This window comes from Streptomyces sp. NPDC059224, from assembly GCF_042754285.1.
In the GTDB taxonomy this organism is placed as follows: Bacteria; Actinomycetota; Actinomycetes; order Streptomycetales; family Streptomycetaceae; genus Streptomyces.
Map to the genome: position 1 here is coordinate 1 of NZ_JBHZAN010000029.1, position 25,454 is coordinate 25,454.

Consider the following 25,454-nt stretch of genomic DNA (forward strand, 5'->3'; position numbering starts at 1 on the left):
ATCGGCCTCGACCGCGAGAAAGCACTCAGCGCACTCAAGGAAGACCGGTATGCCGACGATGTGCGGGCGGACGAAGCCAGAGCACGACAGCTCGGCATCTCAAGTGTTCCCTTCTACGTGTTCGAGAATGCCTATGGAGTCGCCGGAGCACAGGACCCAGCAACGTTCGCCGACATCCTGCGCCAGCTCGCCGAGAAGAAACAGGAGGTCACCCAGTGACCGAGGAAAAACCAAACCCGATCGTCAAACCACCGGCCGCAGCAGCCGCCACCTGCATCGACGGAGTCTGCACGGTGCCAGAGGAAGCCTCGAGCCCGCTCGTCAGGCTGACGGTTCCGGTGGCCGCTACCTGCATCGACGGTGTGTGCACGATACCTGACGTCACTGATCACTCGGAGGATCAGCCAGCGAGCTGATGGCTGCCGCCTGTGGGGCCCCCACAGGCGGCACGGGTGTCTCCTGCCGCTTGCTTGCGGTCAGCACTGGTCAGGTTAGGCGTATGTGTACACGGGGTGCTGCAGAACGCTGTGTGCTGAGAACTTCCGGTGGATGCCTGGGAAGTTATGTGCTGAGCAGGTATGGGGGGAGCCGTTAAAGGGGCAGCGGATGAGGGGCGCGGATTGTGCTGGCGTGTGCGGGGCCGGAGGTGTCGCCGATTGTCGCGGTTGCCCGGGATCTGCAGGTGAGTGCGGACACGGTCCGCAAGGGGCGGCGGTGCTTCCTCGCCGAGCGGCTGGACGGGCTGGCCGACGAGCCGCGGCCGGGCCGGCCGCTCACCATCAGCGTGGATCAGGTGGAGGCGGTGGTCGCACCACGCTGGAAAAGTTGCCGAAGAATGCCACTCACTGAGCGTTTTCAGCGTTGCGGCTTCAGGGTGAGAACGGCTTTGGCGGTGAGGGTCATGCGGGTGGGGCTGATGCGGGGTTTGGGTCACGTCCACTGGAGTGGTGTATCGACGGCCACTCGGTGATCTCGTTTTGAGGCTAGGCGGTGAGTTCGGTCGGAAGGACGGTCTCGTCGGTTTCTGACTCGATCGGGTGGAGGCGGGCCTTGGCCAGGAGGTCGAGTCCCATGTAGCGGCGGGCTTCGGTCCACTCGTCGTTCTGCTCGGCCAGCACGGCGCCGACCAGGCGGATCAGGGCGATGCGGTCGGGGAAGATGCCGACCACGTCGGTGCGGCGGCGGATCTCCTTGTTGAGCCGTTCCTGCGGGTTGTTCGACCAGATCTGCCGCCGGATCTCCCGCGGGAACGCGGTGAACGCCAGCACGTCGCCCTGAGCGGCGTCCAAGTGGGCTGCGGCCTTGGGGAACTTGGCCTCCAGGGCATCGAGGACGTGGCGCATCTGGGCCTGGACGGCGTCGGTGTCGGGCTGTTCGAAGACGGTCCGCAGCAGTGTGGCCACCCACGGCTGGGCAGACTTGGGGACCTGGCTCAGCAGTGCGCGGGCGTAGTGGGTGCGGCAGCGCTGCCGGCTCGCCCCGGGCAGGGTGGCGCCGATCGCGTTGACCAGACCCATGTGCGCATCGGAGATGACCAGTTGGACGCCGGACAGGCCGCGGGCGATCAGCGAGCGCAGGAAGGCCAGCCAGCCGGCGCCGTCCTCTGCGGCGGCCACGTCCAGCCCGGGGATCTCGCGGTGCCCGTCGGCGTTCACGCCGACCGCGATCAGGGCGTGCACGTTGATGATGCGAGCGCCCTCGCGGACCTTCTGAGTCAGGGCATCGACCCAGACGAAGGCGTAGGGGCCGGCGTCCAGGGGCGGGTTGCGGAACGCGGCGACCTGCTCGTCCAGGTGCTTGGCCATCGCGCTGACCTGGGACTTCGACAGCTGGGTCACGCCGAGGGACTCGGCGAGCTTCTCGACTCTGCGGGTGGAGACGCCGAGCAGGTAGGCGGTGGCGACCACCGAGATCAGGGCCTGCTCGGCCCGGCGGTGCCGTTCAAGCAGCCAGTGCGGGAAGTAGCTCCCGGACCTGAGCTTGGGAATGGCCGGCTCGATCGTGCCCGCCCTCGTGTCCCACTCGCGCGGGCGATATCCGTTACGTTGGTTGACTCTCTCGTCGCTGACCTGCCCGTATTCGGCGTTGCAGAGGGCATCGGCCTCCGCGGACATGAGCGCGTCGGCGAACCATTTGACCATCGCGCGCAGCAGATCGGGACTTGCCGGGCGAGGTTGTCCTCGGCGAGGGCGTGCAGGGGCAGACTGTCGGGTGCGGTCATCGTGCTGGTCTCCTTCGGGCTTCGACACCTCGAAGATCAGCCGGTGGCCGTTCAACTATGCGGGCCTCATGCCAACGCCGGAGCAAACCCCCGGATCAGGTCGAACCCGTACACCACTTCCGTGGACGCAACCGGGGTTTGTGGAAGATCTGCCATGACTTCAGTCGTGCCATGCCGTGTTCGACCGGTGCTCGTGCTGTGGCCGGGGGCCGGTTGGCGGTGCGCTGGGTGAGGGTGAGTTCACTGCCTGGTGGCGTTTGAGTCTGGTGGTGACCTGGGGGTCGGCGTCCTGGTGGGCGCGGTCGGCGAGGGCGGGGGCGTCTTGGCGCTCGCAGGTCCGGATGATGTGGTGGGTGCGGGCGGCGGTCAGGTCGTGGGTGCGGTCCGGCAGTGCAGGTGAGATCCACGGCGCCTCACCGGCGGGATCGGTGCCGGCGTGGACGTTCACGTGGTGCCGGCGGTGTTTGGCCGTGTGGTCGGTCCGGCTGTTGCCGACGCGGTGGCGCTCGGTGAGTGTCCCGTGCAGGAGGACGAACTCTGGGTCAGGCTCGCGTGGCGTCTTGGGCAGATCCGGAGCCTGGTCGGTGAGCAGGCTGGTGACAGTTGTGACGTAGGCGTGGGCAGTGCCGACAGATAGGGCGAAGCCTGCCGTGATGCGGGAGAGGGTGTGGTGGCGGTGCAGGTGCACGAGAGCGGCGAGCGCACGCTGGTGCGGCGGGAGTTTGCACCGCCGGTCACCCTCTCGGGTGACGATGAGCATCCTGCCGCACTCGACCAGGCCATGAGGCAGGTCGAGTGCGGCAGGATGGGGAACCGATGAGGCTCCTGTGCCGGTGGGTTGAGACTTCGAACACCTCCACCAACGGCACGGGAGCCTCGTGCGTTTCGGCCCCCACCTCACCCCGCCGGCGTCACCCGATCGGTAGCCACCATGAAAACGCTCACTGCTTCGGGCGTTACAACGGCCAGCTACTCGAAGAAGCCGTGGCAGACCTCGAAGGTGCGGCGGCCGCCGTAGGCGCCGCGTCAGGCATGGCCGCGCTCACCGAAACGGTGCTTGCCCTGGTAGAGGCATGCGGCCACGCCGTCGCCGACGAACCCAACGCATACGGCGGCACTCGCAGTCTGCTCGAAGTAGACCTACCTCGTCTTGGCATCATCACGACCCTTGTCGACGCCGCCGACGTCGAACGGGCACTGACCCCGCGCTCCGGACTCCTGCCCGTCGAGTGCTGACCAACCCGCCGATGCGGGTCCCCGACCTTCCTGCCCTGGCCACCCTCGCCGCCGGTGGTGCCAAGCCAGTCGTGGACTCAAGGTTCGCCACGCCCGCTTCGATCCGGCCACTCGGCCACGGGGCCGACCTGGTGTGGCACAGCATTCCCAAGTACCTCGGCGGCTACTCCGCCGCGATGGGAGGCATCGTGATATCCGGTGAGGAATCGAGGAGGAAGGCGGCCGTCGCCGGCGGCACGCACGACGTGGGCCCTGCCGTGATGTGCGAGCTGCACGCGGCCGGTGTCGAAAGTCCTGTTGACCCGGCCCGTGCTGTGATTATCGGAGGTGGATCGCGAACCCGGTCTCACCGGGCACGTGCGCCTCCTTGAGGACCATGTTTTCGTCGTAGTCGCCACCGTTGCGGGAGCGGTACGGCAGCGGCTGCGTCGTCTCCAGCGTGCGCAGCCGCTCGCGCAGCGCGTCGCGGGCCTCGGTGAACTGCTCCGGGGACACCCGGTCGGCGCCGTACACCGCGTACGGCGGGAGGATCGACATCCCGGTGTAGAAGAACGTCCCGTGCTGGAGGCTGAACAGCAGGTCGTCCAGTGAGCCGTTGATGCTGCGCGGGCCCAGTGCCGCTTCGCTGGCGCCGCCCGTCACGACCGCCATCGCGCGCTTGCCCGCCAGTCTGCCCTCGCCGTAGTGGAGCGTGCGGCCGTCATCGCCGGACAGGCCGTACGCGAACCCCTTCACGAACACGCGGTCGATCCAGCCCTTGAGGATCGCGGGGACGCCGAACCACCACAGAGGGAACTGCACGACGACTGCGTCCGCCCAGGCCAGTTTCTCCTGCTCGGCAACGATTTCCGGGCTCAGCGTGCCCCCGGCGTACGCACGGGCGGACGCCGCCGCGACCTGCAGCCGCCTGTCGGCGGCCTCGGTGCCGTAGTCGGCCACGTCGACGACCGGATTCCACTTCATCGCGTACAGATCCGACTCGCGGACGTCATGGCCGAGGGTCCGGAGCGTCTGGAGGCTGTCGTCGCGGAGGGCGCCGCTCAGCGAGCGGGGTTCGGGATGGGCGAATACCCACAACACGTTCATGACTTAGATCATCCGACCGTCGCAGAGCGTGAGCGAGTGGCCTGATGGTCAATATGTGCAAGAATCGGGCCATGATTTCGCCTGTCGCGTTCGCGCACCCCGGCCGCCACCGCGTCGCCGTCCTGGTGCGGCACGGGATGCTCGTGATGGAACTCGGCATCGTCCAGCGGCTGTTCGGTCAGGCGCGCTCGGCGGCAGGCGAGCCGCTGTACGAGGTCGTCACCTGCACGCCCGAGCCAGGGTCTGTGCGCACCGACTCCGACGTCGTCATCCCCGTCCATCGCGGTCTGGAAGTCCTCGCAGAGGCCGATACCGTCATCGTTTCGGCGTCGATGGCCGACTACGAGCCGGCTGAGCGCGAGCTGGCCCCGCCGGTGCGCACCGCGCTTGCGCAGATCCGGGAGGGCACGCGGATCGCGTCGATCTGCACCGGCGCGTTCGTGCTGGCCGCCGCAGGCCTGCTCGACGGCCGCCCGGCGACCACTCACTGGCAATCCGCCGCGGAATTGCAGGAACGGTTCCCGGAGGTCGACGTCGACCCGTGCGTGCTCTACACCGACGACGGCGACGTCCTCACCTCCGCCGGCGTCGGCTCCGGGATCGACCTGGTGCTGCACATGATCCGCCGCGACCACGGCACGGCCGTGGCCAACGAGGTCGCCCGCGGCACGGTCGTCTCCCCGCACCGCGAGGGCGGCCAGGCCCAGTTCGTCCGCCGCCCGGTGCTCGAGCCCCGGACGTCGTCGACGAAGGCCGCCCGAGCCTGGGCGCTGGACAACCTTCACCGCCCGCTGACGCTGCGCGAGCTGGCGGCTCGCGAGTCGATGAGCATCCGCACGTTCACGCGCCGCTTCCGCGAGGAGGTCGGCATCTCGGCGCTGCAATGGCTTACGCAGCAACGAATCGAGCGCGCCCGCCAGCTCCTGGAGGAGTCGGCCTTCCCGGTGGACAGGGTGGCGACGGAAGCTGGCTTCGGCACGGGGGCCTCGCTGCGCCAGCACTTCCAGGCGGCGCTGGGTGTGTCGCCGAGCGCGTACCGGTCGACGTTCCGCGGGTGAACAGGCGGCCCAGCCCGGCGAGCCTCGCGCTTTCACGATTGGGCCTGGCCATGCCTTGATCAAACAAGCGGAGAGTACTTCTGACCTGTAACGATGGGACTCGTCTAGGGTCCTGTTGGCCGCACGGAAAGAAAACACTCTCCAGGAGTAGGGGTAGCGGGTTCTATCCGCGGTCCGCGCCGAGGGAAGTGGCGGTAGGGCGGTCTCGCAGGCCGGAACGGTGCTGCTGGGGGGAGACGGTCCGCAAGTCCGGTCTGGCCTCGATCTTGCATGATGGTCCGCCGACGGAGTCGGTGGACCGTTTCGCCTTCTGTGGCTGACGGTGGGCATGCTCGCGGCCCGAGTGTCGCGTCGGGTGGGCGCCGGGTTCCACTACCGGGGGCGGGTGCTGTTGTCGTTGGGACGGTGTGAAGCCGTTGGTCAGCCGGGGTTGGGCAGGAGTGTGAGCCGTTCGAGGGCGGCGGTGATCTCGTCGGTCCAGGCCAGTGCTGGGTGAGGCGGAGAATCCGTCGTCTGCCGGTGGTGACGAGCTGGGCGGCTGCGGAGAACAGGCGGGGTCGCAGGCGGCGGCGTTCCCGGCGACTCGGCTACCGGACCACCTTCCTGACCTGTACCTGCCTCGTCCTGGTCTTCGCCGCACTCGCGGGCAGCCACTGGCGGCGTATGGCCGACGCGCCCCGCCTGTTGCAGCCGTCGGCGAAGACGTGAACCCCGCCTGTACCACCGTGCTGAGGCTGCGCCAACGGCTGGCATCGGGCCTAGGTGTATTGACCCGTGAGGTTGGTTCCGTCGGCTGGGTTTGTGGCACGGACTGCTCGGGCTTGCCGTGGCGCACGATCGATGCGCGGCGCGAAGACCGTCAGCGTGACCCGTTCCAGCGGTACCTCCCCTGCCCCCGACACCGCGACCGTGCTCATCTGGGCCCAGGTCACCCACTGCCTGTCCAGGCCCTGTGGGACCTCGTCATCTTGTGAACGGAGACACGCAATCTTGTGAGCGGAGATACGCAGGCTTATTTGCGCAGTCTGGACTGCGCAAGTTAGCCTGTGCGTATGGATGAGGTCATCAGCACCACCGGCGGAGTGTCCGAGTCGGCCGTACGCGCAGCGCGCGAGGTCCGTGTGGTCTACAGCCGGCTGAGACGCCGCCTGCGCGAGACCTACGACCGCGGCGAGCTCACACCGTCGCAGACGTCCGTCCTCAGCCGTCTGGACAAGGACGGCGAGGCGTCGGTCAGTGACCTGGCGGCCGCCGAACGGGTCCGCCACCAGTCAGTGGCCGCCATTACGGGCGCCCTGGAAGAGCGCGGTCTGGTCGCCCGCCGTCCGGATCCCCAGGACGGGCGACGTCAGCTGGTCTTCGTCACCGACAGCGGCCACGCCTTCCTGGAGGACCGCCGCCAGGCCGGTGAGGGCTGGCTCGCCACCGCGCTGGAGGAGCAGTGCACCGAAGAGGAGCGCCGCACGCTTCTCGAGGCAACCGCCGTACTCGAACGGATCGTGCGCTCGTGAGCGGCGTCCTGCACAGGCTGCGTCCCAGCCGGGGCAAGCGCCCGGACGACGGGTTCGACCGTCGTCTGCTGGCCCCGATGATGACGGGAGCGGCCCTCAACCCGGTCAACTCCTCCATCATCTCCGTCTCGTTGGTGCCGATCGGCGCCGCCTTCGGGGCCCCACCGTCCCAGACCGCATGGCTGATCTCGGCCCTCTACCTGGCCACCGCCATCGGACAGCCGGTGGTGGGCCGGCTGATCGATCTCTTCGGGCCCCGCCGTCTGTTCCTGGCCGGGACCGCCCTGACCGGCATTGCCGGCGTCGTCGGCATGCTCGCCCCCAGCCTCGGCGTCCTCATCGCCGCCCGGGTACTCCTGGGCTTCGGTACGTGCTCCGGCTATCCGGCGGCCATGTACCTCATCCGCAGCGAGGCCCGGCGCACCGGCCACGAGAGCCCCGCCGGCGTCCTCACCGCTCTGGCCGTCACCACCCAGACCATCGCCGTGATCGGCCCCAGCCTCGGCGGCCTGCTGATCGGCGTCGGCGGCTGGCGTGCCACCCTGGCCGTCAACATCCCCCTCGCGATAGCCGGCCTCTACCTCGGCGCCCGCCGTATCCCCGTCACCCCCGGCTCCCGCCGTGCCGACGGGCACCGTCCGGTGAGCGACCTGGACCTCCCGGGCATGGGCCTGTTCTCCGCAGCGCTCGTCTGCCTCCTGCTGTTCCTGATGAACCCGGGCGCCGGTGACTGGTACCTACTGCTCCTGGTCGTCGCCGCGGGCGCCGGATTCGCCTGGCGGGAACTGCACGCACGGCAGCCCTTCATCGACGTACGCGTCCTCGGCGGCAACCTGCCGCTGCTGGCCACCTACGGGCGGACCCTGCTCTGCTACATCGTCACCTACGCCTTCCTGTACGGCTACACCCAGTGGACGGAGGAGGGACGCGGCCTCTCCGCATCGCTGGCCGGCCTGGTGCAGCTGCCCCTGTTCGCCATCGCGATCGTTGTCTCCACCCTCACCGGACGACGCCAGGCCGTCCGCGGCAAACTCCTGGTCGGTGCTCTCGGCCAGATCACCACCTGTGCCCTGCTGTTCCTCCTGCACTCCGACAGCCCGGTGTGGATGCTGCTGGCCGTCGTGATCGTCCTCGGCATCCCGCAGGGGCTGAACAGCCTTGCCCTGCAAAACACTGTCTACCACCAGGCCGACGCCGACCGGATGGGCTCCTCTGCCGGGCTGCTGCGCACCTTCGGTTACCTCGGCGCCATCATCGCTTCCGCCGCCAACGGCGCTTTCTTCGGCGAGCACGTCACCACCGGCGGCCTGCACCATCTCGCCTGGTTCATGCTTGCCATCAGTGTCCTGTTCCTCGTGGTCACCGCCGTCGACCCCTCACTGCGCCGCATCGGGCGCGAAGCCGACGACCCCGCCGAGAGCGAACCCCCGCGCCCCGGCCGGTAGCCGACGACTTCCGGGCCCCGTGCCCGAAAGGATCCGCCTCGCGGCGCCCCGCCGCGCAGGATGACCCATCCCACCCCGACACCGAGGATGAACCCGTGTCCGACTCCGCCCTGCTCGTGATGGACGTACAGAAGGCCATCATCGGCCGCGTCCCCGACCTCGACCCCGACTACACGCCCCGTCTCGCCCGCGCCGTCACCGCCGCCCGGGCTGCGGGCATTCCGGTGGTGTACGTCGTCGTCGGCTTCCGCGCGGGCCACCCCGAGGCCAAGTCCAGCCCGATGTTCAGCGCCCTGCCCGAGGATGCCTTCGTCGATGGCGACCCAGGGGCCGCCATCCATCCCGACGTCGCGCCCCAGCCCGGCGAGAGCATCGTCACCAAGAAGCGCGTCAGCGCCTTCACCGGCAGCGATCTCGACCTCGTCCTGCGCGGCGCCGGCGTCAACCACCTCATCCTGACCGGTCTGGCCACCAGCGGTGTCGTCCTGTCCACCCTGCGCCAGGCCGCCGACCTCGACTACCGCCTCACCGTCCTGGCCGACGGCTGTGTTGATGGCGACCCCGAAGTCCACCGGGTGCTGACCGAGAAGGTGTTCCCCCACCAGGGCGCCATCCTCACGAGCGTCGATGCCTGGGTCTCGGACCTCACCTGACGTCTCAATCGCGCGCGGCAGCCGGCCGTGCCACGCCCGGCCGTTCGGGGACACCACTGACAGCCGGGCGTCACGGTCGGCTCCTGACCGCGCCGAGCGCGGATCCACGCCTGCGCCCCGGCCGAGCGATGCGAACTTCGACGTAAAGGCGGATCTGCTTGGCCGTGGCGTCGTACATGCCGACCAGATGCGTCCACTGACCGACGACCGGCCTGCCGCCGTAGGCCGCCCGTTACGCCGGTAGCCCTGCTCACCGTGTTCCAGTTGCCGACCTACTCCCCGGACCTCCACCCGCGGGAGGGCATCTGGTCGTTGGTCAAGCGCGACCTCGGCAACCTCACCGCCGCGGACCTCAGCCAGACCACCCGGGCCGTGAAGCACCGGCTCAAGCAGATCCAGTACCGCACCGAACTGGCCGACGGCTGCCTGGCCCGCACCACTCATCCTGGGCGGCTGAGTGGTGCGGGTTGCGAAGGGCCGCACAAGTGACGATTACGCCCGACCTGCGCCAGCCAAGCACCGCCTGGCCGGCCTAGCATCCAGACACCACATCGGGGCCGTCCACCGGCGGTAGCGGACCTCGACAGGCCAAATCCCCTCGGCGCCCGCCGGACAGAGGCGATACCGTGCCGGCGTGTGCATCTCAACAGGTGAGGCCGCGTTCAGCGGCACGATCGTGTACTGCGGGCGGCAGCACCACCCCGAGCACGGCCTCATCCACGTCCTGGGCTACCAGAACACAGCCGCCAACCTGGCGGACGGCCCGAACGCCATGCTGCTGCACCTGCCCGCCAGGCGGCTCACCCCCCGGCACTTCCTCTCCGCGGGACGCGCCGGTGACGTCCTGCACCGCATGGTCACCGCCGTCGAATCCGCCGCCGCAGCAGCTGACGGTATCGCGTGGATGGGCGCGGAACCCCAGCCCGTCCAGGTCTTCGACCATGACGTCTACACGGTGCTCCTCGCCGCCGACCCCACCGCGGTCCCTGCCGCGCTGCGACAGGTGCCGCCGCACCGGCGCCCCGACCTCGATCCGGACCTCCTGCGCTTCTACGCCGACCACTTCCTCGACCACATCATCGCCGTGTGTTGCTTCGACAACGCCGACGCGCAACGTGCCAAGGCCTTGCTGCTGTGGTATTCGCCCCTCGACCCCGACCGACTGACCGTGCCGGGCCTGGACAGCCACACCGGGGCGGCACCGGACCTCGATGCCGCCGTGCCCGTCGACCACTGGGTCCTGCTCTCCACCGACCAAGCCCCCTCCGGCCGGGGTGCACCCGTCGTGTACCCGGGGGACATGCGCCACCGCCTGCGCGCCTTCCTCCCCACCACCGTCGTGGGCCGGCACTTTGGACGCGGGCAGACCATGCCGAACGGAGACTTCACCATCAGCCACCGCGACCTGCTCAGCGGCGACCTGGACCGCATCGAACGTCTGCAACCGACCCGCCTTGAGAGGACCTAGAGCCGCCGCGACCCTCGCCTCCGCGACAGACTCAGGTACGGCCGGGGTCTTGCGCTGTGGGAAGCGGCCGACGGCGGTGGTGGTCGGCTCAGTCGGCGGCGAGCAGGTGGGCGGGGGCGATCCGGGACAGCCCCCGGATCGGCACCGCCAGAGCCGCCACCACCAGCGCGGTCGCCGCGAGGGTGGCCAGCAGCGCGGCGCCGGCGATCGTGAACAAATGTCCGTGCAGCACGCCCCGGCCGAGGGCCAGCACCCCGGCCAGACCGGCCACCGCACCGGACAGGCCGCCCAGCAGAGCCAGTCCGATTCCCTCGTAGAGGGTCAGCCTCGCCAGCTCGCGGTCGGTCCAGCCGGTCGCCCGCAGCACCGCGAGATCGGCGGCGCGTTCGCGCTGCGAGATGACCAGGACGTCGATGGCGCCGGCGGCGCCCAGCAGCAGGGACAGGGCGACGCTGAGGTAGTCGGCCTCGCGCGCCTGCGCCACCACGGCACTGCCGAGCAGCGACCCGGCCACCTCGCCCCGGAAGGCCAGCGTCAGGGCGAGCAGCACCGTGAAGGCGGCCACTCCCAGCGCCAGCCCCGCCGCACCCAGCAGCGTGCGGCCCCGCACCCGCAGCAGGTTGAGCACGGCCAGTCCGGCCACCGAACGCACCGGGCGCGCGCGGCGGGCCGCCGTCACCGGGGGCCGGACGGCTTCCATCGGTCCCAGCCGGGTGGCGAGCCAGGCGGGGATCAGGCCCGCCGCCGTGGCCAGCAGAAGCGCCACCGGAACCACGAGGAGCGACTTGACACCGGCTTCGGGCTGTCCCAGCATCCGGCCCAGCACGTACGCGAGCACCGCGCCCGCCGCTCCGGCGGCCAGCCCGATCACCGCCAGTTCGCCGAGGACCAGGCGGAGTACCTCGCCGCCGCTCCAGCCGAGGCAGCGCAGCGTGCCGATCTCGGTGCGGCGCGAGCGCACCGAGGCCAGCGCCGCCTGGCCGAGGAAGAGCGCGCACACGACGAGGACCAGCACGAAGAGCACCGCGCTCTTGGCGTCCACGGCCCTGAGAATGCGCAGTGCCACGCCCTTGGCGACCCAACGCTCCGTCACCTGCGCCGAGTCACTGAGCCCCACCGTCCGCGGCGCGGGCGAGCTGCCGACGGTGACGTCGACCTGGAGCCGGGGGTAGGCGGCCCGGATCTTCCCGGCCACCGCGTTCACCCGCGCCCGGGAGGCGGTGTCGACTCCGGCCACTCCGGCCACCCGGATCCTGATCGCGCTGACCGGCGCCTTGTCCTGGATGCTCGCGACCCGGCGGCTCTTGGTGAGCGCGGTGATGGAGTTCATGGTCGTCAGCATGGTGGGCGGCGGGCTGACGTAGCCGCCCAGGTTGCGGTCGGGCTGCAGCGGCCTGCCGTGGAGCCTCGCTCGGGTCGCGCTGTCCGCACCGGTGACCTGCGGTGTCTGGTAGGTCTCCAACGGGGCGTCGGACAGGGGTGAGAAGCCGGCCAGTCTGCCGGTGTCGTAGCGGCCGACGAGGTGCACGAAGGGATTGGGCAGGCGTCCGGAGTCCACACCGTCGCAGGTACCCAGTCCGATGCAGTCCGTGGCGGCGTGGCTGGTCACCTTCCGGTACTGGGTGCCCTGATGGTTCTCCTCGGGGACGCCGGAGAACGGCTGCTGGTTCGAGTTGGTGATCCACAGGCTGGGCTTCTGCGGCGGCTGCGGCTGCGCGGCGAGGTCGCCGTGGGAGGTCCGGCGGTAGGTGACCGGGCCGACCGTCCAGTAGGACCCGGTGTCGAACGAGTCCTCGTTCAGTGCCTTCCGGTAGCCCTTGCGCAGGTCGACGCGGGTCGTGCCCACCGTGGTGCCGTGCAGGCCCCGGACGAAGCTGTCGGCTGTCGGGCTGCCCAGTTTCGAGGGCAGCCCGGCCGGGTCGCCGACGTCGAGCCGCTCGACGGTGGCGTCGAGCGTGCCGGTGGTCAGCGGGTTGTCGCTGAGCAGCGCCGGAATGTAGGAGTCGTGCTGTCCGTGGACGCTCTTGGCGGACGGCACCGTCCACGGCTTGTCCTGCTCGGTGAGCATCCGGCCCGAGGCGATGGTGTCGCCCAGGCCCACCAGCCGGTCCTCGGCCACCGGGTCGACGGCGGACAGCAGCACGGGGTAACTGACCGGAACGTCGATGGTGGCCTTGTCCTGTCCGGACTGGCAGTTCATCCGTGAACTCAGGTCCGGGTCGAACGGCGACCTGTCCCTGAGATCCTCGGCGATGACGTTCGGCTTCAGCGGCAGGGTCAGGTTGAACTCGGTCTGCTCGGTCTTGTCCCGGTTGAAGTAGAAGCAGACGTCGTACTTCCCCTTGATCCGATACCGCTGGGTGCTCTTGCCGCCCGCACCCGTTTCCAGGGTGTCGGACTCGAAGAGGCCGTCCGACTCCGACGCCGACGTCAGGGGGGAGCGGGTGAGGTAGACGTACTCGTCCGAGGTGCGGTAACTGCCCAGTCCGGAGGTGAGCGTGGGGCTGATGCGCAGGATCTGGCGGGACGCCCTGCCGTCCAGGAAGCGGGACACGTCCACCGTGACGGTGCTCGCCACCATGAGGTAGCCGATGTTGGCGACCGGCGCGGCCACGTCGACCCCGGCCATGCCGCGGATGCGCCGGTACTGGTCCATGGTGATGCCGCCGAACGTGCCGGACAGGAAGTTCGGCGCGACCAGACCGCTCTGCCGCTCCACGTCCGTCTGCGAGTCGGGCGGGCGGACCAGGACGTCGTACGCGGACCGCGCGTTCTTCCGTACGGTGCCCACGGTGGTCGCCTGGCTCGTGCTCACCGTCGCGGTCAGCAGGGTGAAGCTGGTCGCCGCCACCAGGATTCCGGCGGCCAGGGCCAGCGCGCGCCCGCGCCGCCGCCGGAGCTGATCGAGGATCATCGTGATCACGGGCGGAGGCCCCCCAGCCGGTGCAGCACGTCGACGGACGGGGTGACCCGCTGGTCCGAGGTGATCCTGCCGTCCTGCAGCCGCACCACCCGGTCGCCGTTGGCGGCGACCTCCGCGTCGTGCGTGGCGATCAGCATCGTCATCCCGTACCGCTCGCGCAGCGACATCAGCAGGTCGATGATCTCCCGCCCGATGACGCTGTCCAGGTTGCCCGTGGGCTCGTCGGCCAGCAGCAGTCCCGGCCGGTTGATCAACGCGCGTGCGACGGCGACGCGTTGCTGCTGGCCGCCCGACAACTGCGCGGGCAGGGCGTCGGCCCGCTGGTTCAGGCCGACGGCTTCGAGCAGCTCCATGCCGCGCGCACGCCGGTCGAAGTCCACTCTGCGCGGCAGCACGGGGGCGAGCACGTTGTCCAGCACGGTCAGCGCGGGCAGCAGGTGGAAGCGCTGGAAGACGAAGCCGATACGCCGTCGGTGACGGTCCAGGTCCCGGGGCACCAGTTCCGCGCCGTCGACCTCGACGTGTCCTTCGTCGGGCTGGTCCATGCCACCCGTCACATGCAGGACGGTGGATTTGCCGGCGCCGGACGGCCCGGTCAGCATCACCACCTCGCCGGCCGCGACCTCCAGGTCGACCTCCTCCAGAGCGGTCAGCCCGGGATACCGACGGCTCACCCCGCGCAACGCCACGCTCACAGCCATTGATGCAGCCTCGCCCTCGCACATCGGGGCACAGCCGCGCCGCCCCTGCATTGTGACAATTCAGGGGTATGTTGTCACAATGTAGAAGGGACGTATATGCCGCTCCACCACGCCGTGCTCGCGCTGCTGACCCGGCGACCGAATCACGGATACGAACTCAAGGCCCGTTTCGAGGAGGCCATCGGCCCGCAGTGGGGTGGCCTGAACATCGGTCACCTCTACCAGATCCTCGAACGGCTGGTCCGTGACGGCTATGTCTCACGCTCGCAGGTCACGCAGACCGACCGGCCCGACAAGAACCTCTACACGCTCACCGAGGCGGGCGAGGCCGAGCTGCGCTCGTGGGCGACCACCGCCTGGGTGCGCGTCGGCGGCTTCCGCGACGAACTGTTCCTGAAGCTCCTCGGCGCCTCCGCCCTGGGCCCGCAGGCCCTTGCCACGCTGATCGAGTCGCAGCGGCAGACGTACCTGTCCGAGCTCGCGGGCCTGGCCAAGCAGCGCCGCGCCCACGCCGACGAGCCGCTGGTCGCCGTCCTGATCGACGCCGCCATCGCGCACACCAAGGCCGACCTCGGGCTGCTGGACGGTGCCGCACAGCATCTGGGCCCGCTCGCCACGGCACAGAGCGCGCAGGCGCCGGAGCGCTCACCCTCACGGGGGCGGGGCGACACCGACGAGGCCGGGGGGCACGGTGGGACGAGAGGGGACCGTACCGAGTCCGCCTAGGACCTGTCGTTCGGATCAGGTCGCAGGACAGCGACGGTGCACAGGCGTCTGGTGGCCCGGGTCAGGGCTACGTACAAGTCCCTTTCCCCACCGGGGCGGGTCGTGATGATTTCCTCCGGGTTCATGACGACGACCCCGTCGAACTCCAGGCCGCGCGCTTCGGACGCCGGCACGATGCGGGCGTGGCGGGCGATGCCCCGCTCCGTCAGCTCGGCCACCCTGGTGTCCGCGCAGATCACTCCGAGAAGCTCGCCCGGGTGCGCGGTGCGCTGGGCGCGGAGTTCCCGGACGACGGCGGTGACCAATCCGTCCGGGGACGTGGTCACGGTGCGCGGGCTCGCACCGCTGCGCAGCGACCGGGTGGGCTTCTGGTCCGGAGCGATCCGTGTGAGCAGGCCCCGGACGCTCGCCAAAATCTCCTGCGTCGTGCGGTAGCTGACGGTCAGGTCGTGCAGTACGAACCGCGGTCCGACGTGGGGGCTCAGTGCCTCCTTCCAGCCGCGTGCTGTCGTGGCCGGGCCTGCCTGGGCGAAGTCGCCCACCAGCGTCATCGCCCTGGACGGACAGCGGCGGACGACCATCCGCCACTGCATGGCGGTCAGTTCCTGCGCCTCGTCGACGACGACGTGCCCGTACGTCCGCTCCGGGGGACCGTCGACCAGGGCCGCCGCCTCGTCCAGCAACGGCACGTCGGCATCGGTCCACGGGTCGTCAGGACCGCGCAGCAGAAGGGTCCGCTCCCGCGCGGTCAGACGGGGGAGGTGCTCGGCGAGGGCGTCGGCGTTCGTCAGCAGCTCCTGCACGAGGTCACCGGGGGCCAGACGCGGCCACAACACCTCGACCGCCCGGTCGACGCCGGCGTCGTCGAGGAGATCGGCTCGGACGGCGTCCAGGTCCATCTCGTGGACCGGACCCGGGTCGGCCGCACCTTCGGTACGGCGCTGGGCGACTCCCGTGAACCGGTCGAGGTCGATGCCCGTCATCGTTTCGGTGTCGGCGTCGATCCGCTCCAGGAGGTCGCCCATGTCTCGTCGCACCGCGTCGGTGACGGCGTCGACCAGGAGCTCTTTGAACACCTGGCGTGCGGGGTTGTGCCCCGGTACGGCTGTCACGGCGGCGTCGCGTGCCGAGGCCACCTCCTCGCCGGAGAGGAGAACCAGTTCCCGTCCGACCCGCACGGCGAAGTCACCGGCGGGGGCCTGGTGGACGCGCAGCAGGCCGGCCAGGGCGTCGGCGAGGCCGGCATCGCCCTTGAGGCGTACCGTGTCGAACGGGCCCGCCAAGTCCGTGGGCACTCCGGCCAGTTCCCGGCAGGTGGCCAGAACGACGTCGTTCTCTCCGAGCGAGGGAAGGACCTGGGAGATGTAGTCGAGGAACCGGGCGTTCGGACCCACCACCAGGACACCGTCCTGCGCGGCGCGCGGGAACGCGTACAGGACATAGGCCGCCCGGTGCAGGGCGACCACCGTCTTGCCGGTGCCGGGCCCGCCCTGCACCACGGTCACCCCGCGGTGGGCGGAGCGGACGATCTCGTCCTGCTCGGCCTGCAGCGTCGCGACGGCCGCGTGCATCCTGCCCGTACGCCGTGCCGACAGGGCCTCGGTCAACGGGCCGTCCCTGACGACGTCCTCGTCGGTCGGCGCGGTCCCGTCCAGCAGTTCGTCGCTCAGCGAGACGACCGTGCGCCCGTCGAGGCGCAGGTGCCTGCGCCGCCGCAGGTCCATCGGGTGGACCGGGGTCGCCTCGTAGAAGGGCCGTGCCGCGTTCGCGCGCCAGTCCACGAGCAGGGGCAGGTCGTCCTCTTCCCTGTGCAGTCCGATCCGCCCGATGCGCAGGGCCGTGCCGTCCGTCCAGTCGATGCGTCCGAAGACCAGTCCCTTTTCGGCGCCCTCGAGACGGCCTATTTCCTTGGCCAGGGCAGCGGCGGCGATTTCTCTTTCGTATGCCTCGCCGGTGTTTTCCGCCCGGGCCTTCAGCACACTCGCTCGCCGTGCGCGGGCCTCGGAAATCCGCTCGGAGAGCAGCTCGTACAAGGAGGACACGTAATCCTGCTCCGATTCAACCGCACGCACGGAGGGATCATTGATTCTCGGCAACAGGGGTCTCCATCGGTTAGAGCCGCACCGTACGGTCAAAGCCACCTGATAGATGGGGTCTTGGTGTGAATCCGTGGCGGCCGGCCGGCTGCCATGGCGTGTCACGCATTTCGCGAAGAAGTCTCGGCAATGTCAAGGGCCCGGAACTTGGTCGACTGGAATATAAGTAAACTCCCCGGCGCTGTCAAGCTTGGATTTTCTCGCCGAAACCATTGCGGCCGAACGGGCCGTGTGTCTCCGTCGGATTTGCGGAACGAGTAATTTTGTGTCTCTCGCGGATTTGCGAGCCGAAGGATTTCGCTTCCGCGGGAGGTCCTCGGCTGCCCGCTTGGCCCGCCCGGGGAGCCGGGGATGCCCGTGCGCGGCGGTTGCGGGGTGTGGCGGGTGCGCCAACGATGGAGCGGGAGAGGCTTGTCCAGGGGGTGACCGTCACTGGCAGCGGCCGGTCCTACAGGCCGCATGACCGGGCACTCCTGTGCCCGAGACGTGGAGTGAGTGCGCGTGACCGATCTTCCACCGCCGATCACCCCGTACCTCGAACCCGCCGCCAGGGAGCTGACTCGGGCGACCGACCCGCGTCCGCGGATCTACGAGGTCCGCCCGGAGCAGGGCCGGGCGATCCTCGCCGAGCTGCAGAGCGACATGAGCGTGCCCCGTCCGGACGTCGACGAGGAGTGGGTCGACGTGGACGCCGGCGAGTGGGGCACGGTCCGCACCCGCGTCATCCGGCCCAGGGGGGCGACCGGGCCGCTGCCGGTGGTGTTCTACATCCACGGCGGCGGCTGGGTCTTCGGTGACGACAGGACCCACGACCGCGTCTTCCGTGAACTGGCCGTCGGCGCGGACGCCGCGGGTGTCTTTCCGGTCTACGACCGTGCGCCGGAGGCGAAGTACCCCACCCAGGTGGAGCAGAACTACGCCGTGGGGCAGTGGGTCGTCGAGCATGGTGCGGAGCACGGCCTGGACACCTCGCGCGTCGCCGTCGCCGGTGAGTCGGTCGGCGGCTGCATGTCGGCGGTCTTCGCGCTGATGAACAAGGAGCGCGGCGGGATCGGCCTGAAGGCCCAGTGTCTGCTCTACCCGGTGACCAACGCCGACTTCGACACCCCGTCCTACCACCAGTTCGCCGAGGGCTACTACCTCACCCGCGATGGCATGAAGTGGTTCTGGGACGCCTGCACGACCGACCTCGCGCAGCGCTCCGAGACGCACGCATCCCCGCTCCGGGCGCCTTTGGAACTGCTCCGGGGGCTGCCCGCCACTCTCCTCATCACCGACGAGGCCGACGTCCTGCGCGACGAGGGCGAGCAGTACGCCAACAAGCTCCGTGAGGCGGGCGTCGACGTCACCGCGGTCCGGGTGGCCGGCATGGTCCACGACTTCCTGCTCCTGGACAGCCTGCGCGACACCCGCGCCGCCAACATCGCCCGCAGGATCGCCGTCGACTTCCTGCGTACCGCACTGCACGGCAGCTGAGGCGGTCGCGCTTCCGCGGGGCGGGCGGCTCCGCCGGTTCTCGTTGTCGCTCACATCCATGGATGCGTCCATGTGGTCACCGTCAACATACGATCCGGGAGTCCCCCCGCGCCCGCTTCCCAGCAGGAGACAGCCCCTCGGCAGGAAACGGTCGAGGTCGACCTGGGTGGCCGGACGGTCACGGTCCCCAGGGGCGGCCTGTACGACCGCTACCGGATGGACACCGATGTGGACGAGGTGGCCCGCGATCCGCGGGTCAGCGGTGACGGCTTCTTCCGTCGGCTGCCCAGGACCAGGGTCGACTTACCGGTCGGCGCCACGTTCACCCCGAACTTCTCCTGCCGGATCCCGACCGCCCGGATCACGATGCTCGCCCGCTCCCGGGCGGTCCGTGCCCGGCTGCCCGCGGAGCCGGCGCCGCCGGGCCGGTCTCGGTGACGTTCTTCCGCTACGACGTGTGCGACATGGACTTCTGCACCGAGGCCGCCGTCGGGATCGCCGTGCAGCCGGCCCGGCACGGAAAGCTCGGCTTCTTCGACCTCGTCGCCGCACTCAAGAACACCTTGACTCGTACGTGCCGTCCCTGCCGGTGAGCACGGAGATGGCCCGGGTGCGCGGCCGCGACGGGTACGGCTTCCCCAAGTGGGTCACCGGCCTCGACGTCGGCATCGGCGCAGGCCTACCCGAGCGGCAGGCGGGTGTCGACCCTCACCTCGTACACCTCGACCGGTGACGCGTGGCACTCGACGCTGAGCCAGACCGACGTGCTGTCGGCGGGCACGGAACCGCTCCCGCGACGGCTCGGGCTCCGGGTGGGGGAGAGGCGCACGGCCGACGACCTGCGTTCCCTCGCCCCGGTCGGGACGATCCGGTTCGACGTCGGGACGGAGGGCCGGCTCGCTCGCCCTGCACATGCCGGTCCCGACCCCGGTCCGCGGCCGGTGGCGAGGAGCGCCGCCATGGCCGCCGACCACGCCACTCCGCCTGTCGCCGCCACCCTTCGGCCGGCCGACGGCTCCCTACCGCCACTACGCGGACCGCGACGCGCTCGTCTTTGCGGTCGCCGCGCGGGGCTACCGCGAACCCGCCGAGTATCCGGGCGCCGCACATCCCTCGCCCACGACCTCCGACGAACTGGCGGCCGTCGCCGTCGCCTACGTCCGGTTCGCGCTGGAGCGCCCGGCGCTGCTCCGGGTGATGTTCGCGGAGCCCTGTGATCCGACCAGCGGGGAGCGGGTCGCCGCGACCGGAGCGATTCCGGAATACGTCCGCGGTGTCGTCCGTGGCGCCTTTCCCGGCGCCGACGCGGACGCGCTGTCCGTCACGGTGTGGGTCCTCGTCCACGGCCTGGCGTTCCTGCACCTGGACGGCAAGCTCGACACCTCCACCCCCGAGGTGGTCGCAGGCCAGGTGCGCTCCGCCGTCCGCGCGCTGTTCACCGCCCCCGCGGCGACGCCGACGACGGCGGCGGCCGCACGGCCCGAGTAGCCGGCCGACGCCGCACCGGCCACCGGACCCGCCCCGCGTCAGGAGCGGTCGACGCCTGAAAAGGGCTAGGGGAGGGCCAGTTCCGCCCAGATGGTCTTTCCGGACGCGGTGTAGCGGGTGCCCCAGCGCTGGGAGACCTGGGCGACGAGGTACAGGCCGCGGCCGCCCTCGTCGTCGCGGCGGGCACGGCGCAGGTGAGGGGCCGTGTGCGCGTTGTCGGAGACCTCGCACAGCAGACTGCGGTCTCTGATCAGCCGCAGCATCACGGGACCGGTCGCGTAACGGATGCTGTTGGTGACCAGCTCGCTCACCACCAGCGCGGCGGTGAAGGACAGTTCGGACAGGCCCCAGGTCTCCAGCTGGCGCTCGGTGTCGGTGCGGGCGTCCGCCACCACGGCCGGGTCCGGCGGCAGTTCCAGGTCCGCCACGTGGTCGGCGCCGAGCCGTCGGGTACGTACCAGCAGCAGCGTGGCGTCGTCCGCCTGGGGGCCGGGCGGCAGGGTCGACACCGCCCGGTCGCACAGTTCCTCGAGCGGGCAGCGCTGCCAGGTGAGCACCTGGGCGAGGCGGTCGATCCCGCTGTCGATGTCGGTGCGCCGGTCCTCCACCACGCCGTCGGTGAAGAACGCCACCACGCTGCCGTCGGACAGGTTCAGCTCGACGTTCTCGTACGGCAGACTGCCGAGCCCCAGGGGTGGCCCCGGGGCTCGCGCGGACAGGGCCACCGAGCCGCTCGCGTCGGCCACGATCGGCGGGGGATGGCCCGCGCTGGCCCAGACGCAGCGGCCGCCGACCGGGTCGTAGATGGCGTAGAGGCAGGTCACGCCGACCGCCTCGTCGCCCAGTCCGTCCGCCTGGTCGGTTTCCGGGTCCAGCTCGACCAGGCCGTCCATCCGGGTCAGCAGCTCCGCCGGGTCCAGGTCCAGCAGCGCCAGGGTCCGGACCGTGGCGCGCAGCCGCCCCATGGCCGCGGCCGCGTGCACACCGTGACCGACCACGTCGCCGACGGTCAGCCCCACCCTGGCACCGGAGAGCGGGATCAGGTCGAACCAGTCGCCGCCCACCCCCACCCGGCTGTCGGCGGGCAGATAGCGGTACGCCACCTCGACCGCGCTCTGCTCGGGCAGCCGCCGGGGCAGCAGGCTCCGCTGGAGCACCAGGGCGGCCACGTGCTGGCTGGTGTAGCGGCGGGCGTTGTCGATGCCGACGGCGGCCCGCTCGGCCAGTTCCACGGCGAGCGTCTGCTCCTCGGGTCCGAAGGGGTCGGGGTTGTTGTCGCGCCGGAAGGTGGCGAGGCCGAGGACCGCGTCGCGGGCGAGCAGCGGGACGAAGAGGTCCGAGGGCCGGCCGGCCGGTCCCTCCTCGCCCGGCGGCGCGGAGGGACCGACGACGGGGCGGCCGCTGGCCAGGCTCAGCGCCTGCGGTGACGACGGCGGATAGGAGACCGGGCTGGTCCGGAACTCCTCCGGGGTACGGCCGTGCATCCGCAGCAGACTGTGCCCCGGCGCCGAGCGGGTCGGAGGCTGCCGACCCTCGATGACCGCGGACGGCAGGTCCACCAGGACCTCGTCGGCCAGCTGCGGCACCGCCACGTCGGCCAGCTCCGCGGCCGTGCGCCGCACGTCCAGGGAGGCGCCGATGCGTTTCCCCGCCCGTACGAGCAGCGACAGGCGTTCCTGGGCACGGTAGCGGTCGGTGATGTCCAGGGACTCCTCGAACAGCCCGAGCGGTTCGCCCCTGGCGTCCACCAGCCGGTAGTACGAGCAGGACCAGACGTGCTCGCGCACCGGATCGGCGGGGGCGCGCCCGCGGTAGTGCATGCCGAGGACCGGTTCGCCCGTCTTCAGCACCTGCTCCATCACCTGGTCCTCGTCCGGAGGGTGGTGGCGGGAGATGAACTCGCCCTCAGGGAAGAGGTCGGCGGCCGGCCGGCCGACGTACTGGGCCACCCCGGCCAGTTCCAGATCGGTGGAGACGTTTCCCCAGACGACGCGCATGTCGGTGTCGTAGACGGTCAGACCCACGGACGACTCGGTCGCCAGTCCCTGCAGCATCGCCAGCTGGGCCTCCCAGCCGCGCAGGGCCGCCAGCTCCGCCGCCACCACGACGGTCGCGGCGGCACCCTGGTGCGAGAGCGGACTGAACGTCACGGCGGCGCGCAGGGTGTGCCCGTCCCGGCAGCGCAGGTCCAGGACCTTGCCGCGGGGGCGGTGCGCCCTGCACAGACCGGACAGCCACGGACCCGGGTCCGCCACCAGCCGGTCCGCCGGCCGGCCGAGCACCTCCTGCGGCGGATGGCCGAGCAGACGCTGGGCCGACAGACTCCAGCCGCAGACGCGGCCCTCCGCGTCCAGAACCGCGGCCGCGGCCCTGGACAGGTCCAGGGGGCTGTGGAATTCGACATCCGGAGCATTCGGAAAACGATCCATGGCACCGCTTCCCCTCGTGCTCATTCAGCATCCCGTGCCGCACGACGGACTACAACCGCACACGGTCCGAGTCGGTTTACAGGTCGTAAAGAATCGGTATGCGGTGTATCGCCCGCACGGACTTTGCCGGGGGGCGTTCTCAGCCGCCGGTGTCCGCCGCCGCGGCGAGGGCGTCCCGGAGCTGCGCCCTGGCCGTGATGCCCAGCTTGGGGAAGACCTTGTGCAGGTGGTAGCCGACCGTGCGCGGCGAGAGGTAGAGCCGGGCCGCGATGTCGCGGTTGGTCAGGCCCTGGGCGGCCAGCTCGGCGATCTGGCGTTCCTGCGGGGTGAGTTCACCGGCCGGGGCGGTGACCCCCGCCGTGCCCGCCGCCCGCAGTTCCGCCGCCGCCCGCTCGGCCCAGGGACGGGCGTCCAGCCGCTCGAAGCACTCCAGCGCCGCACCGAGATGCCGGCGGGCCTCGGCACCCCGGCGGCGCCGGCGCAGCCACTCGCCGAAGTCGAGGTGGGCCAGCGCCTTCTCGAACGGCCAGCAGTCGGTGCCGACGCCGTCGAGGGCGGCCCGGAAGTGCCGCTCGGCGTCGTCGGTGTCGGTCAGCAGGGCGGTGGCCCGGTGGAGTACGGCGGCCAGCCGCGGGGAGGCGCCGGACGTCAGGCCCTGTGCCACGCCGTCGACCACCGTGCGCGCGTCGTCCGTCCGCCCGGCGCGCACCGCGGCGGCGGCCAGGTCGCCCAGGTAGTAGAGCGAGGCGTGGTAGTGGACGGGCGCCGGGCGGAAGTCCCGGGTGAAGGCCGCGCGCAGCTGCTCGTAGGCGCCGGCGTGGTCCCCGGCGACGAACGCCGCCATGCCCAGGGCGTGCCGGTGGCGGACCTGGAGACTCAGCGACCCGCGCAGATCCACCTCCCGTACGGCCTCCGTCGCCCGGGCCCGGGCCGCCGCCGGGTCGCCGCGCAGCGCGCACAGTGTGGCCCGCAGGATGCGGGCGCCCACGGTCACGTTGTCGGCGCCCGCCTCCGTCGCCATCCAGAACGCCTCCTGGGCGGCCTCCTCCGCCGCCGCCCAGGAACCGTTCTCGAACAGGGCGAGGGCGAGCGCCTGGGTCACGGTCGCGTTCGTCCCCGCGCTGCCCGCGCGGCGCAGGACGTCGATGGTCCGGCCGAGGACGCGGACCGCCCGCTCGGTCTCGTCCAGGATCCAGGCCGTGCCGCCCGTCGCCGTGAGGTTCCCGAGGCTCTCCTCGCGGGCCAGCTCGGCCAACCCCTTTGTCAAGTGGGCCATGAGCAGCGGCCGTTCGCGATGGGGGTCGACGACCGCCAGGGCCCAGGAGCGGCCGGCCGGATCGCCGTCCCCGTCGATCAGCTCGCCGATCCTGCGGAGTTCGGCGCGGTAGTACGGCGCGCCGGAGTTGTAGACGGACGTCGCCGCCGTGCTCAGGGCGCCGAGAGCCAGGGCCGGAAACGATGCGGCGGTGGCCTCGGCGACGCCCAGCAGCAGCGCGAGCGCGTCCTCGTGGCGGAGCGTGACCCCAAGGGCCCAGCCGCCCAGCAGGGAGGCCTCGGCGCGCACCCGGGGATCCCCGGTCATCTCGCCGACCCGGCCGCTCATCTCGCCGACCCACTGCGGGTGACCGGCGAACATCGCCGACTGCGCGGCCGTCAGCAGCCGCCGGGCGCGCAGCTCCGGGTCCGCGGTCAGTTCGGCGGCGCGTTCCAGCGCGGTGGCGGCGGCCGCGTGACCGCCCCGGCCCCGGGCCCGCTCGGCGCTCTCGGCCAGGGCGTCGGCGACCTCCGCGTCCTGTCCGGTGGCCGCGGCGGCCAGATGCCAGGCGCGGCGGTCCGGCTCCCCGGTGAGCGCGGCGGCCAGGGCGAGATGGGCCTGCCTGCGCTCGTGGAACGAGGCCGCGTGGTAGACGGCCGAGCGGACCAGCGGGTGCCGCGGCAGCACCCGGCCGTCCGCCACCCGGACCAGGCCGGCGCGCTCGGCCGGGTCCAGGGCCCGGACGACGTCCAGCTCCGGAGCGGCCCGGATGAGGTCGGTCAGATCCGCCGTGCCCGCCGCGGCCACCAGCAGCAGGGCCTGACGGGTGGGCGCGGGCAGGCCGGACAGATCGGCGGCGAACAGGTTCTCCAGCCGCGCGGTGAGCGGAAGGGCCGCGCCCCCGGCACCCCCCGCGACACCCGCGGCACGGCCCCGGGCCAGGGCGCGCGGCAGCTCGATCAGGGCCAGCGGATTGCCGGCCGCCTGCCGGAGGATCTCCGCGCGCGCCTTGCCGCGGGGCGGATCGGGCTGCGCGTCCAGCAGCCGCCCGGCCGCCGTCCGGCTCAGCGGGCCCACGGTGACCTGCGGGAAGTCCCGGTCGAACCGGGCCGGTACGCCCTCCTCGCGGGCGGCCAGCAGCAACACCACGGGCCTGCCCTCCAGCCGCCGGGCGAGAAAGGCCAGCACGTCCACCGAACCGAGGTCCAGCCACTGGGCGTCGTCCACCAGCAGAAGCAGCGGCCGGTGCGTCGCGGCCGAGGTGATCAGCGCGAGTGCACCGACGCACAGCGACAACTGGTCGAGCCTCAGTTCGTACTCCGCGGCCCCCGGGCCGAACGCCTGGTCCAGGGCCTCCCGGTGCGCCGCGGGCAGGCCGTCGCCGGGCAGCAGCGGATGCAGCAGCTGGTGCACGCCCGACAGACCGAGGCCGGTCTCGCCCTCGCTGCCCCGCACCCGCAGGATGCCGAAGCCCAGTGCCCGCCCCCGCTCCGCCGCCCGGTCCACGAGGGTGCTCTTGCCCGCCCCCGGCTCCCCGGTCAGCACCAGCACCTGGGGGCCGCCGTCGGTCACCGCCCCGAGCAGCCGGTCGACCCGGTCCAGTTCGGCCGCCCGGCCGAGGACGACCGGATCGGCGGGACGGTCGGTGCCGGTGTGCATGAGCGGTCCTTCTCGTCGAGGGC

At 71.1% G+C, this 25,454-nt stretch carries 22 protein-coding genes and 3 pseudogenes; 16 read left to right on the forward strand and 9 right to left on the reverse strand.

The genetic code is table 11. The features are described 5' to 3' along the window. On the forward strand, window positions 1-219 hold a 219-nt coding region (locus ACFXI4_RS30120), incomplete at its 5' end, for a DsbA family protein (protein WP_384996862.1). Between the two features lie 764 nt (window positions 220-983). On the opposite strand, the pseudogene ACFXI4_RS30125 reads toward ACFXI4_RS30120, so the two are convergent. Then, window positions 984-2,221, reverse strand: a pseudogene (locus ACFXI4_RS30125) (IS256 family transposase). A gap of 95 nt (window positions 2,222-2,316) precedes the next feature. Next, window positions 2,317-2,981: pseudogene (locus ACFXI4_RS30130) on the reverse strand (transposase family protein). Window positions 2,982-3,037: 56 nt separating this feature from the next. Here ACFXI4_RS30130 and ACFXI4_RS30135 point away from each other — a divergent pair. Further along, on the forward strand, window positions 3,038-3,457 hold the full coding sequence (locus tag ACFXI4_RS30135) for a PLP-dependent transferase (RefSeq protein ID WP_384996864.1): 420 nt from the start codon (window positions 3,038-3,040) through the stop codon (window positions 3,455-3,457). A gap of 11 nt (window positions 3,458-3,468) precedes the next feature. Continuing rightward, the gene (locus tag ACFXI4_RS30140) at window positions 3,469-3,828 is read left to right on the forward strand and encodes a PLP-dependent transferase (RefSeq protein ID WP_384996866.1); all 360 of its coding nucleotides are present in this window, start codon (window positions 3,469-3,471) and stop codon (window positions 3,826-3,828) included. Here the strand turns inward: ACFXI4_RS30140 and ACFXI4_RS30145 are convergent. Then, entirely contained in the window at window positions 3,776-4,543 is a 768-nt protein-coding gene (locus ACFXI4_RS30145; RefSeq protein ID WP_384996868.1) for an NAD(P)H-dependent oxidoreductase, read from the reverse strand. The genes ACFXI4_RS30140 and ACFXI4_RS30145 overlap by 53 nt on opposite strands. Window positions 4,544-4,587: 44 nt before the next feature. On the opposite strand from ACFXI4_RS30145, the gene ACFXI4_RS30150 reads away from it, so the two are divergent. Further along, window positions 4,588-5,601: a GlxA family transcriptional regulator gene (locus ACFXI4_RS30150; RefSeq protein WP_384996870.1), complete on the forward strand. Its 1,014-nt coding sequence runs from the start codon at window positions 4,588-4,590 to the stop codon at window positions 5,599-5,601. A 420-nt stretch (window positions 5,602-6,021) separates the two neighbouring features. Here ACFXI4_RS30150 and ACFXI4_RS30155 read toward each other — a convergent pair. Next, a pseudogene (locus tag ACFXI4_RS30155) lies at window positions 6,022-6,176 on the reverse strand (IS1380 family transposase); the annotation flags it as partial. Here ACFXI4_RS30155 and ACFXI4_RS30160 point away from each other — a divergent pair. The 6 genes from ACFXI4_RS30160 (at window position 6,124) to ACFXI4_RS30185 (ending at window position 10,678) form a co-directional block, all read left to right on the forward strand. Beyond that, window positions 6,124-6,309: a hypothetical protein gene (locus ACFXI4_RS30160; protein WP_384996872.1), complete on the forward strand. Its 186-nt coding sequence runs from the start codon at window positions 6,124-6,126 to the stop codon at window positions 6,307-6,309. The pseudogene ACFXI4_RS30155 and the gene ACFXI4_RS30160 sit on opposite strands and share 53 nt — an antisense overlap. Before the next feature lie 344 nt (window positions 6,310-6,653). Continuing rightward, window positions 6,654-7,112 carry a MarR family winged helix-turn-helix transcriptional regulator gene (locus ACFXI4_RS30165; RefSeq protein WP_384996874.1) on the forward strand — a complete coding sequence of 153 codons (459 nt, stop codon included), beginning with the start codon at window positions 6,654-6,656 and terminating at the stop codon, window positions 7,110-7,112. Window positions 7,113-7,189: 77 nt separating this feature from the next. After that, window positions 7,190-8,557 carry an MFS transporter gene (locus ACFXI4_RS30170; protein ID WP_384997051.1) on the forward strand — a complete coding sequence of 456 codons (1,368 nt, stop codon included), beginning with the start codon at window positions 7,190-7,192 and terminating at the stop codon, window positions 8,555-8,557. Between the two features lie 95 nt (window positions 8,558-8,652). Further along, complete coding sequence (locus tag ACFXI4_RS30175; RefSeq protein WP_384996876.1) at window positions 8,653-9,210, forward strand: cysteine hydrolase family protein; 558 nt, start codon at window positions 8,653-8,655, stop codon at window positions 9,208-9,210. Between the two features lie 255 nt (window positions 9,211-9,465). Continuing rightward, window positions 9,466-9,699, forward strand: a complete 234-nt coding sequence (locus ACFXI4_RS30180; protein WP_384996878.1) for a hypothetical protein — start codon at window positions 9,466-9,468, stop codon at window positions 9,697-9,699. 145 nt (window positions 9,700-9,844) lie between these two features. Next, the gene (locus ACFXI4_RS30185; RefSeq protein WP_384996880.1) at window positions 9,845-10,678 is read left to right on the forward strand and encodes a hypothetical protein; all 834 of its coding nucleotides are present in this window, start codon (window positions 9,845-9,847) and stop codon (window positions 10,676-10,678) included. An 88-nt stretch (window positions 10,679-10,766) separates the two neighbouring features. On the opposite strand, the gene ACFXI4_RS30190 is transcribed toward ACFXI4_RS30185, so the two are convergent. Next, entirely contained in the window at window positions 10,767-13,592 is a 2,826-nt protein-coding gene (locus ACFXI4_RS30190) for an FtsX-like permease family protein (RefSeq protein ID WP_384997053.1), read from the reverse strand. Window positions 13,593-13,597: 5 nt separating this feature from the next. Then, window positions 13,598-14,302 (reverse strand): ABC transporter ATP-binding protein, encoded by a 705-nt coding sequence (locus tag ACFXI4_RS30195; RefSeq protein ID WP_384996882.1) that lies wholly within the window; start codon window positions 14,300-14,302, stop codon window positions 13,598-13,600. 96 nt (window positions 14,303-14,398) lie between these two features. On the opposite strand from ACFXI4_RS30195, the gene ACFXI4_RS30200 reads away from it, so the two are divergent. Beyond that, window positions 14,399-15,028, forward strand: a complete 630-nt coding sequence (locus tag ACFXI4_RS30200) for a helix-turn-helix transcriptional regulator (protein WP_384996884.1) — start codon at window positions 14,399-14,401, stop codon at window positions 15,026-15,028. Here the strand turns inward: ACFXI4_RS30200 and ACFXI4_RS30205 are convergent. Further along, on the reverse strand, window positions 15,025-17,070 hold the full coding sequence (locus ACFXI4_RS30205; RefSeq protein WP_384997055.1) for a HelD family protein: 2,046 nt from the start codon (window positions 17,068-17,070) through the stop codon (window positions 15,025-15,027). The genes ACFXI4_RS30200 and ACFXI4_RS30205 overlap by 4 nt on opposite strands. Window positions 17,071-17,625: 555 nt before the next feature. Between ACFXI4_RS30205 and ACFXI4_RS30210 the strand changes: the two genes are divergently transcribed. The 5 genes from ACFXI4_RS30210 to ACFXI4_RS30230 all read left to right on the forward strand — a co-directional run bounded on the left by ACFXI4_RS30210 (window position 17,626) and on the right by ACFXI4_RS30230 (window position 20,088). Next, on the forward strand, window positions 17,626-18,600 hold the full coding sequence (locus ACFXI4_RS30210; RefSeq protein WP_384996886.1) for an alpha/beta hydrolase: 975 nt from the start codon (window positions 17,626-17,628) through the stop codon (window positions 18,598-18,600). 72 nt (window positions 18,601-18,672) lie between these two features. Next, window positions 18,673-19,038, forward strand: coding sequence for a hypothetical protein (locus tag ACFXI4_RS30215; RefSeq protein WP_384996888.1), 366 nt, complete (start codon window positions 18,673-18,675; stop codon window positions 19,036-19,038). After that, window positions 19,035-19,193 (forward strand): hypothetical protein, encoded by a 159-nt coding sequence (locus tag ACFXI4_RS30220; RefSeq protein WP_384996890.1) that lies wholly within the window; start codon window positions 19,035-19,037, stop codon window positions 19,191-19,193. Before ACFXI4_RS30215 ends, ACFXI4_RS30220 begins: the two co-directional genes overlap by 4 nt. Continuing rightward, entirely contained in the window at window positions 19,190-19,333 is a 144-nt protein-coding gene (locus ACFXI4_RS30225) for a hypothetical protein (RefSeq protein WP_384996892.1), read from the forward strand. Before ACFXI4_RS30220 ends, ACFXI4_RS30225 begins: the two co-directional genes overlap by 4 nt. A 179-nt stretch (window positions 19,334-19,512) precedes the next feature. After that, window positions 19,513-20,088, forward strand: coding sequence for a TetR-like C-terminal domain-containing protein (locus ACFXI4_RS30230; protein ID WP_384996894.1), 576 nt, complete (start codon window positions 19,513-19,515; stop codon window positions 20,086-20,088). A 65-nt stretch (window positions 20,089-20,153) separates the two neighbouring features. On the opposite strand, the gene ACFXI4_RS30235 is transcribed toward ACFXI4_RS30230, so the two are convergent. Continuing rightward, on the reverse strand, window positions 20,154-22,517 hold the full coding sequence (locus ACFXI4_RS30235) for a SpoIIE family protein phosphatase (protein ID WP_384996896.1): 2,364 nt from the start codon (window positions 22,515-22,517) through the stop codon (window positions 20,154-20,156). 139 nt (window positions 22,518-22,656) lie between these two features. Next, complete coding sequence (locus tag ACFXI4_RS30240; RefSeq protein ID WP_384996898.1) at window positions 22,657-25,431, reverse strand: AAA family ATPase; 2,775 nt, start codon at window positions 25,429-25,431, stop codon at window positions 22,657-22,659. Window positions 25,432-25,454 lie beyond the last annotated feature (23 nt).

Bases quoted from the DNA above. Each gene is read 5' to 3' on its own strand.
- ACFXI4_RS30135 (WP_384996864.1), top strand. From the start codon at position 3,038: ATGAGGCTCCTGTGCCGGTGGGTTGAGACTTCGAACACCTCCACCAAC.
- ACFXI4_RS30140 (WP_384996866.1), top strand. From the start codon at position 3,469: ATGCGGGTCCCCGACCTTCCTGCCCTGGCCACCCTCGCCGCCGGTGGT.
- ACFXI4_RS30145 (WP_384996868.1), bottom strand. From the start codon at position 4,543: ATGAACGTGTTGTGGGTATTCGCCCATCCCGAACCCCGCTCGCTGAGC.
- ACFXI4_RS30150 (WP_384996870.1), top strand. From the start codon at position 4,588: ATGGTCAATATGTGCAAGAATCGGGCCATGATTTCGCCTGTCGCGTTC.
- ACFXI4_RS30165 (WP_384996874.1), top strand. From the start codon at position 6,654: ATGGATGAGGTCATCAGCACCACCGGCGGAGTGTCCGAGTCGGCCGTA.
- ACFXI4_RS30170 (WP_384997051.1), top strand. From the start codon at position 7,190: ATGATGACGGGAGCGGCCCTCAACCCGGTCAACTCCTCCATCATCTCC.
- ACFXI4_RS30190 (WP_384997053.1), bottom strand. From the start codon at position 13,592: ATGATCCTCGATCAGCTCCGGCGGCGGCGCGGGCGCGCGCTGGCCCTG.
- ACFXI4_RS30195 (WP_384996882.1), bottom strand. From the start codon at position 14,302: ATGGCTGTGAGCGTGGCGTTGCGCGGGGTGAGCCGTCGGTATCCCGGG.
- ACFXI4_RS30200 (WP_384996884.1), top strand. From the start codon at position 14,399: ATGCCGCTCCACCACGCCGTGCTCGCGCTGCTGACCCGGCGACCGAAT.
- ACFXI4_RS30230 (WP_384996894.1), top strand. From the start codon at position 19,513: ATGCCGGTCCCGACCCCGGTCCGCGGCCGGTGGCGAGGAGCGCCGCCA.
- ACFXI4_RS30235 (WP_384996896.1), bottom strand. From the start codon at position 22,517: ATGGATCGTTTTCCGAATGCTCCGGATGTCGAATTCCACAGCCCCCTG.
- ACFXI4_RS30240 (WP_384996898.1), bottom strand. From the start codon at position 25,431: ATGCACACCGGCACCGACCGTCCCGCCGATCCGGTCGTCCTCGGCCGG.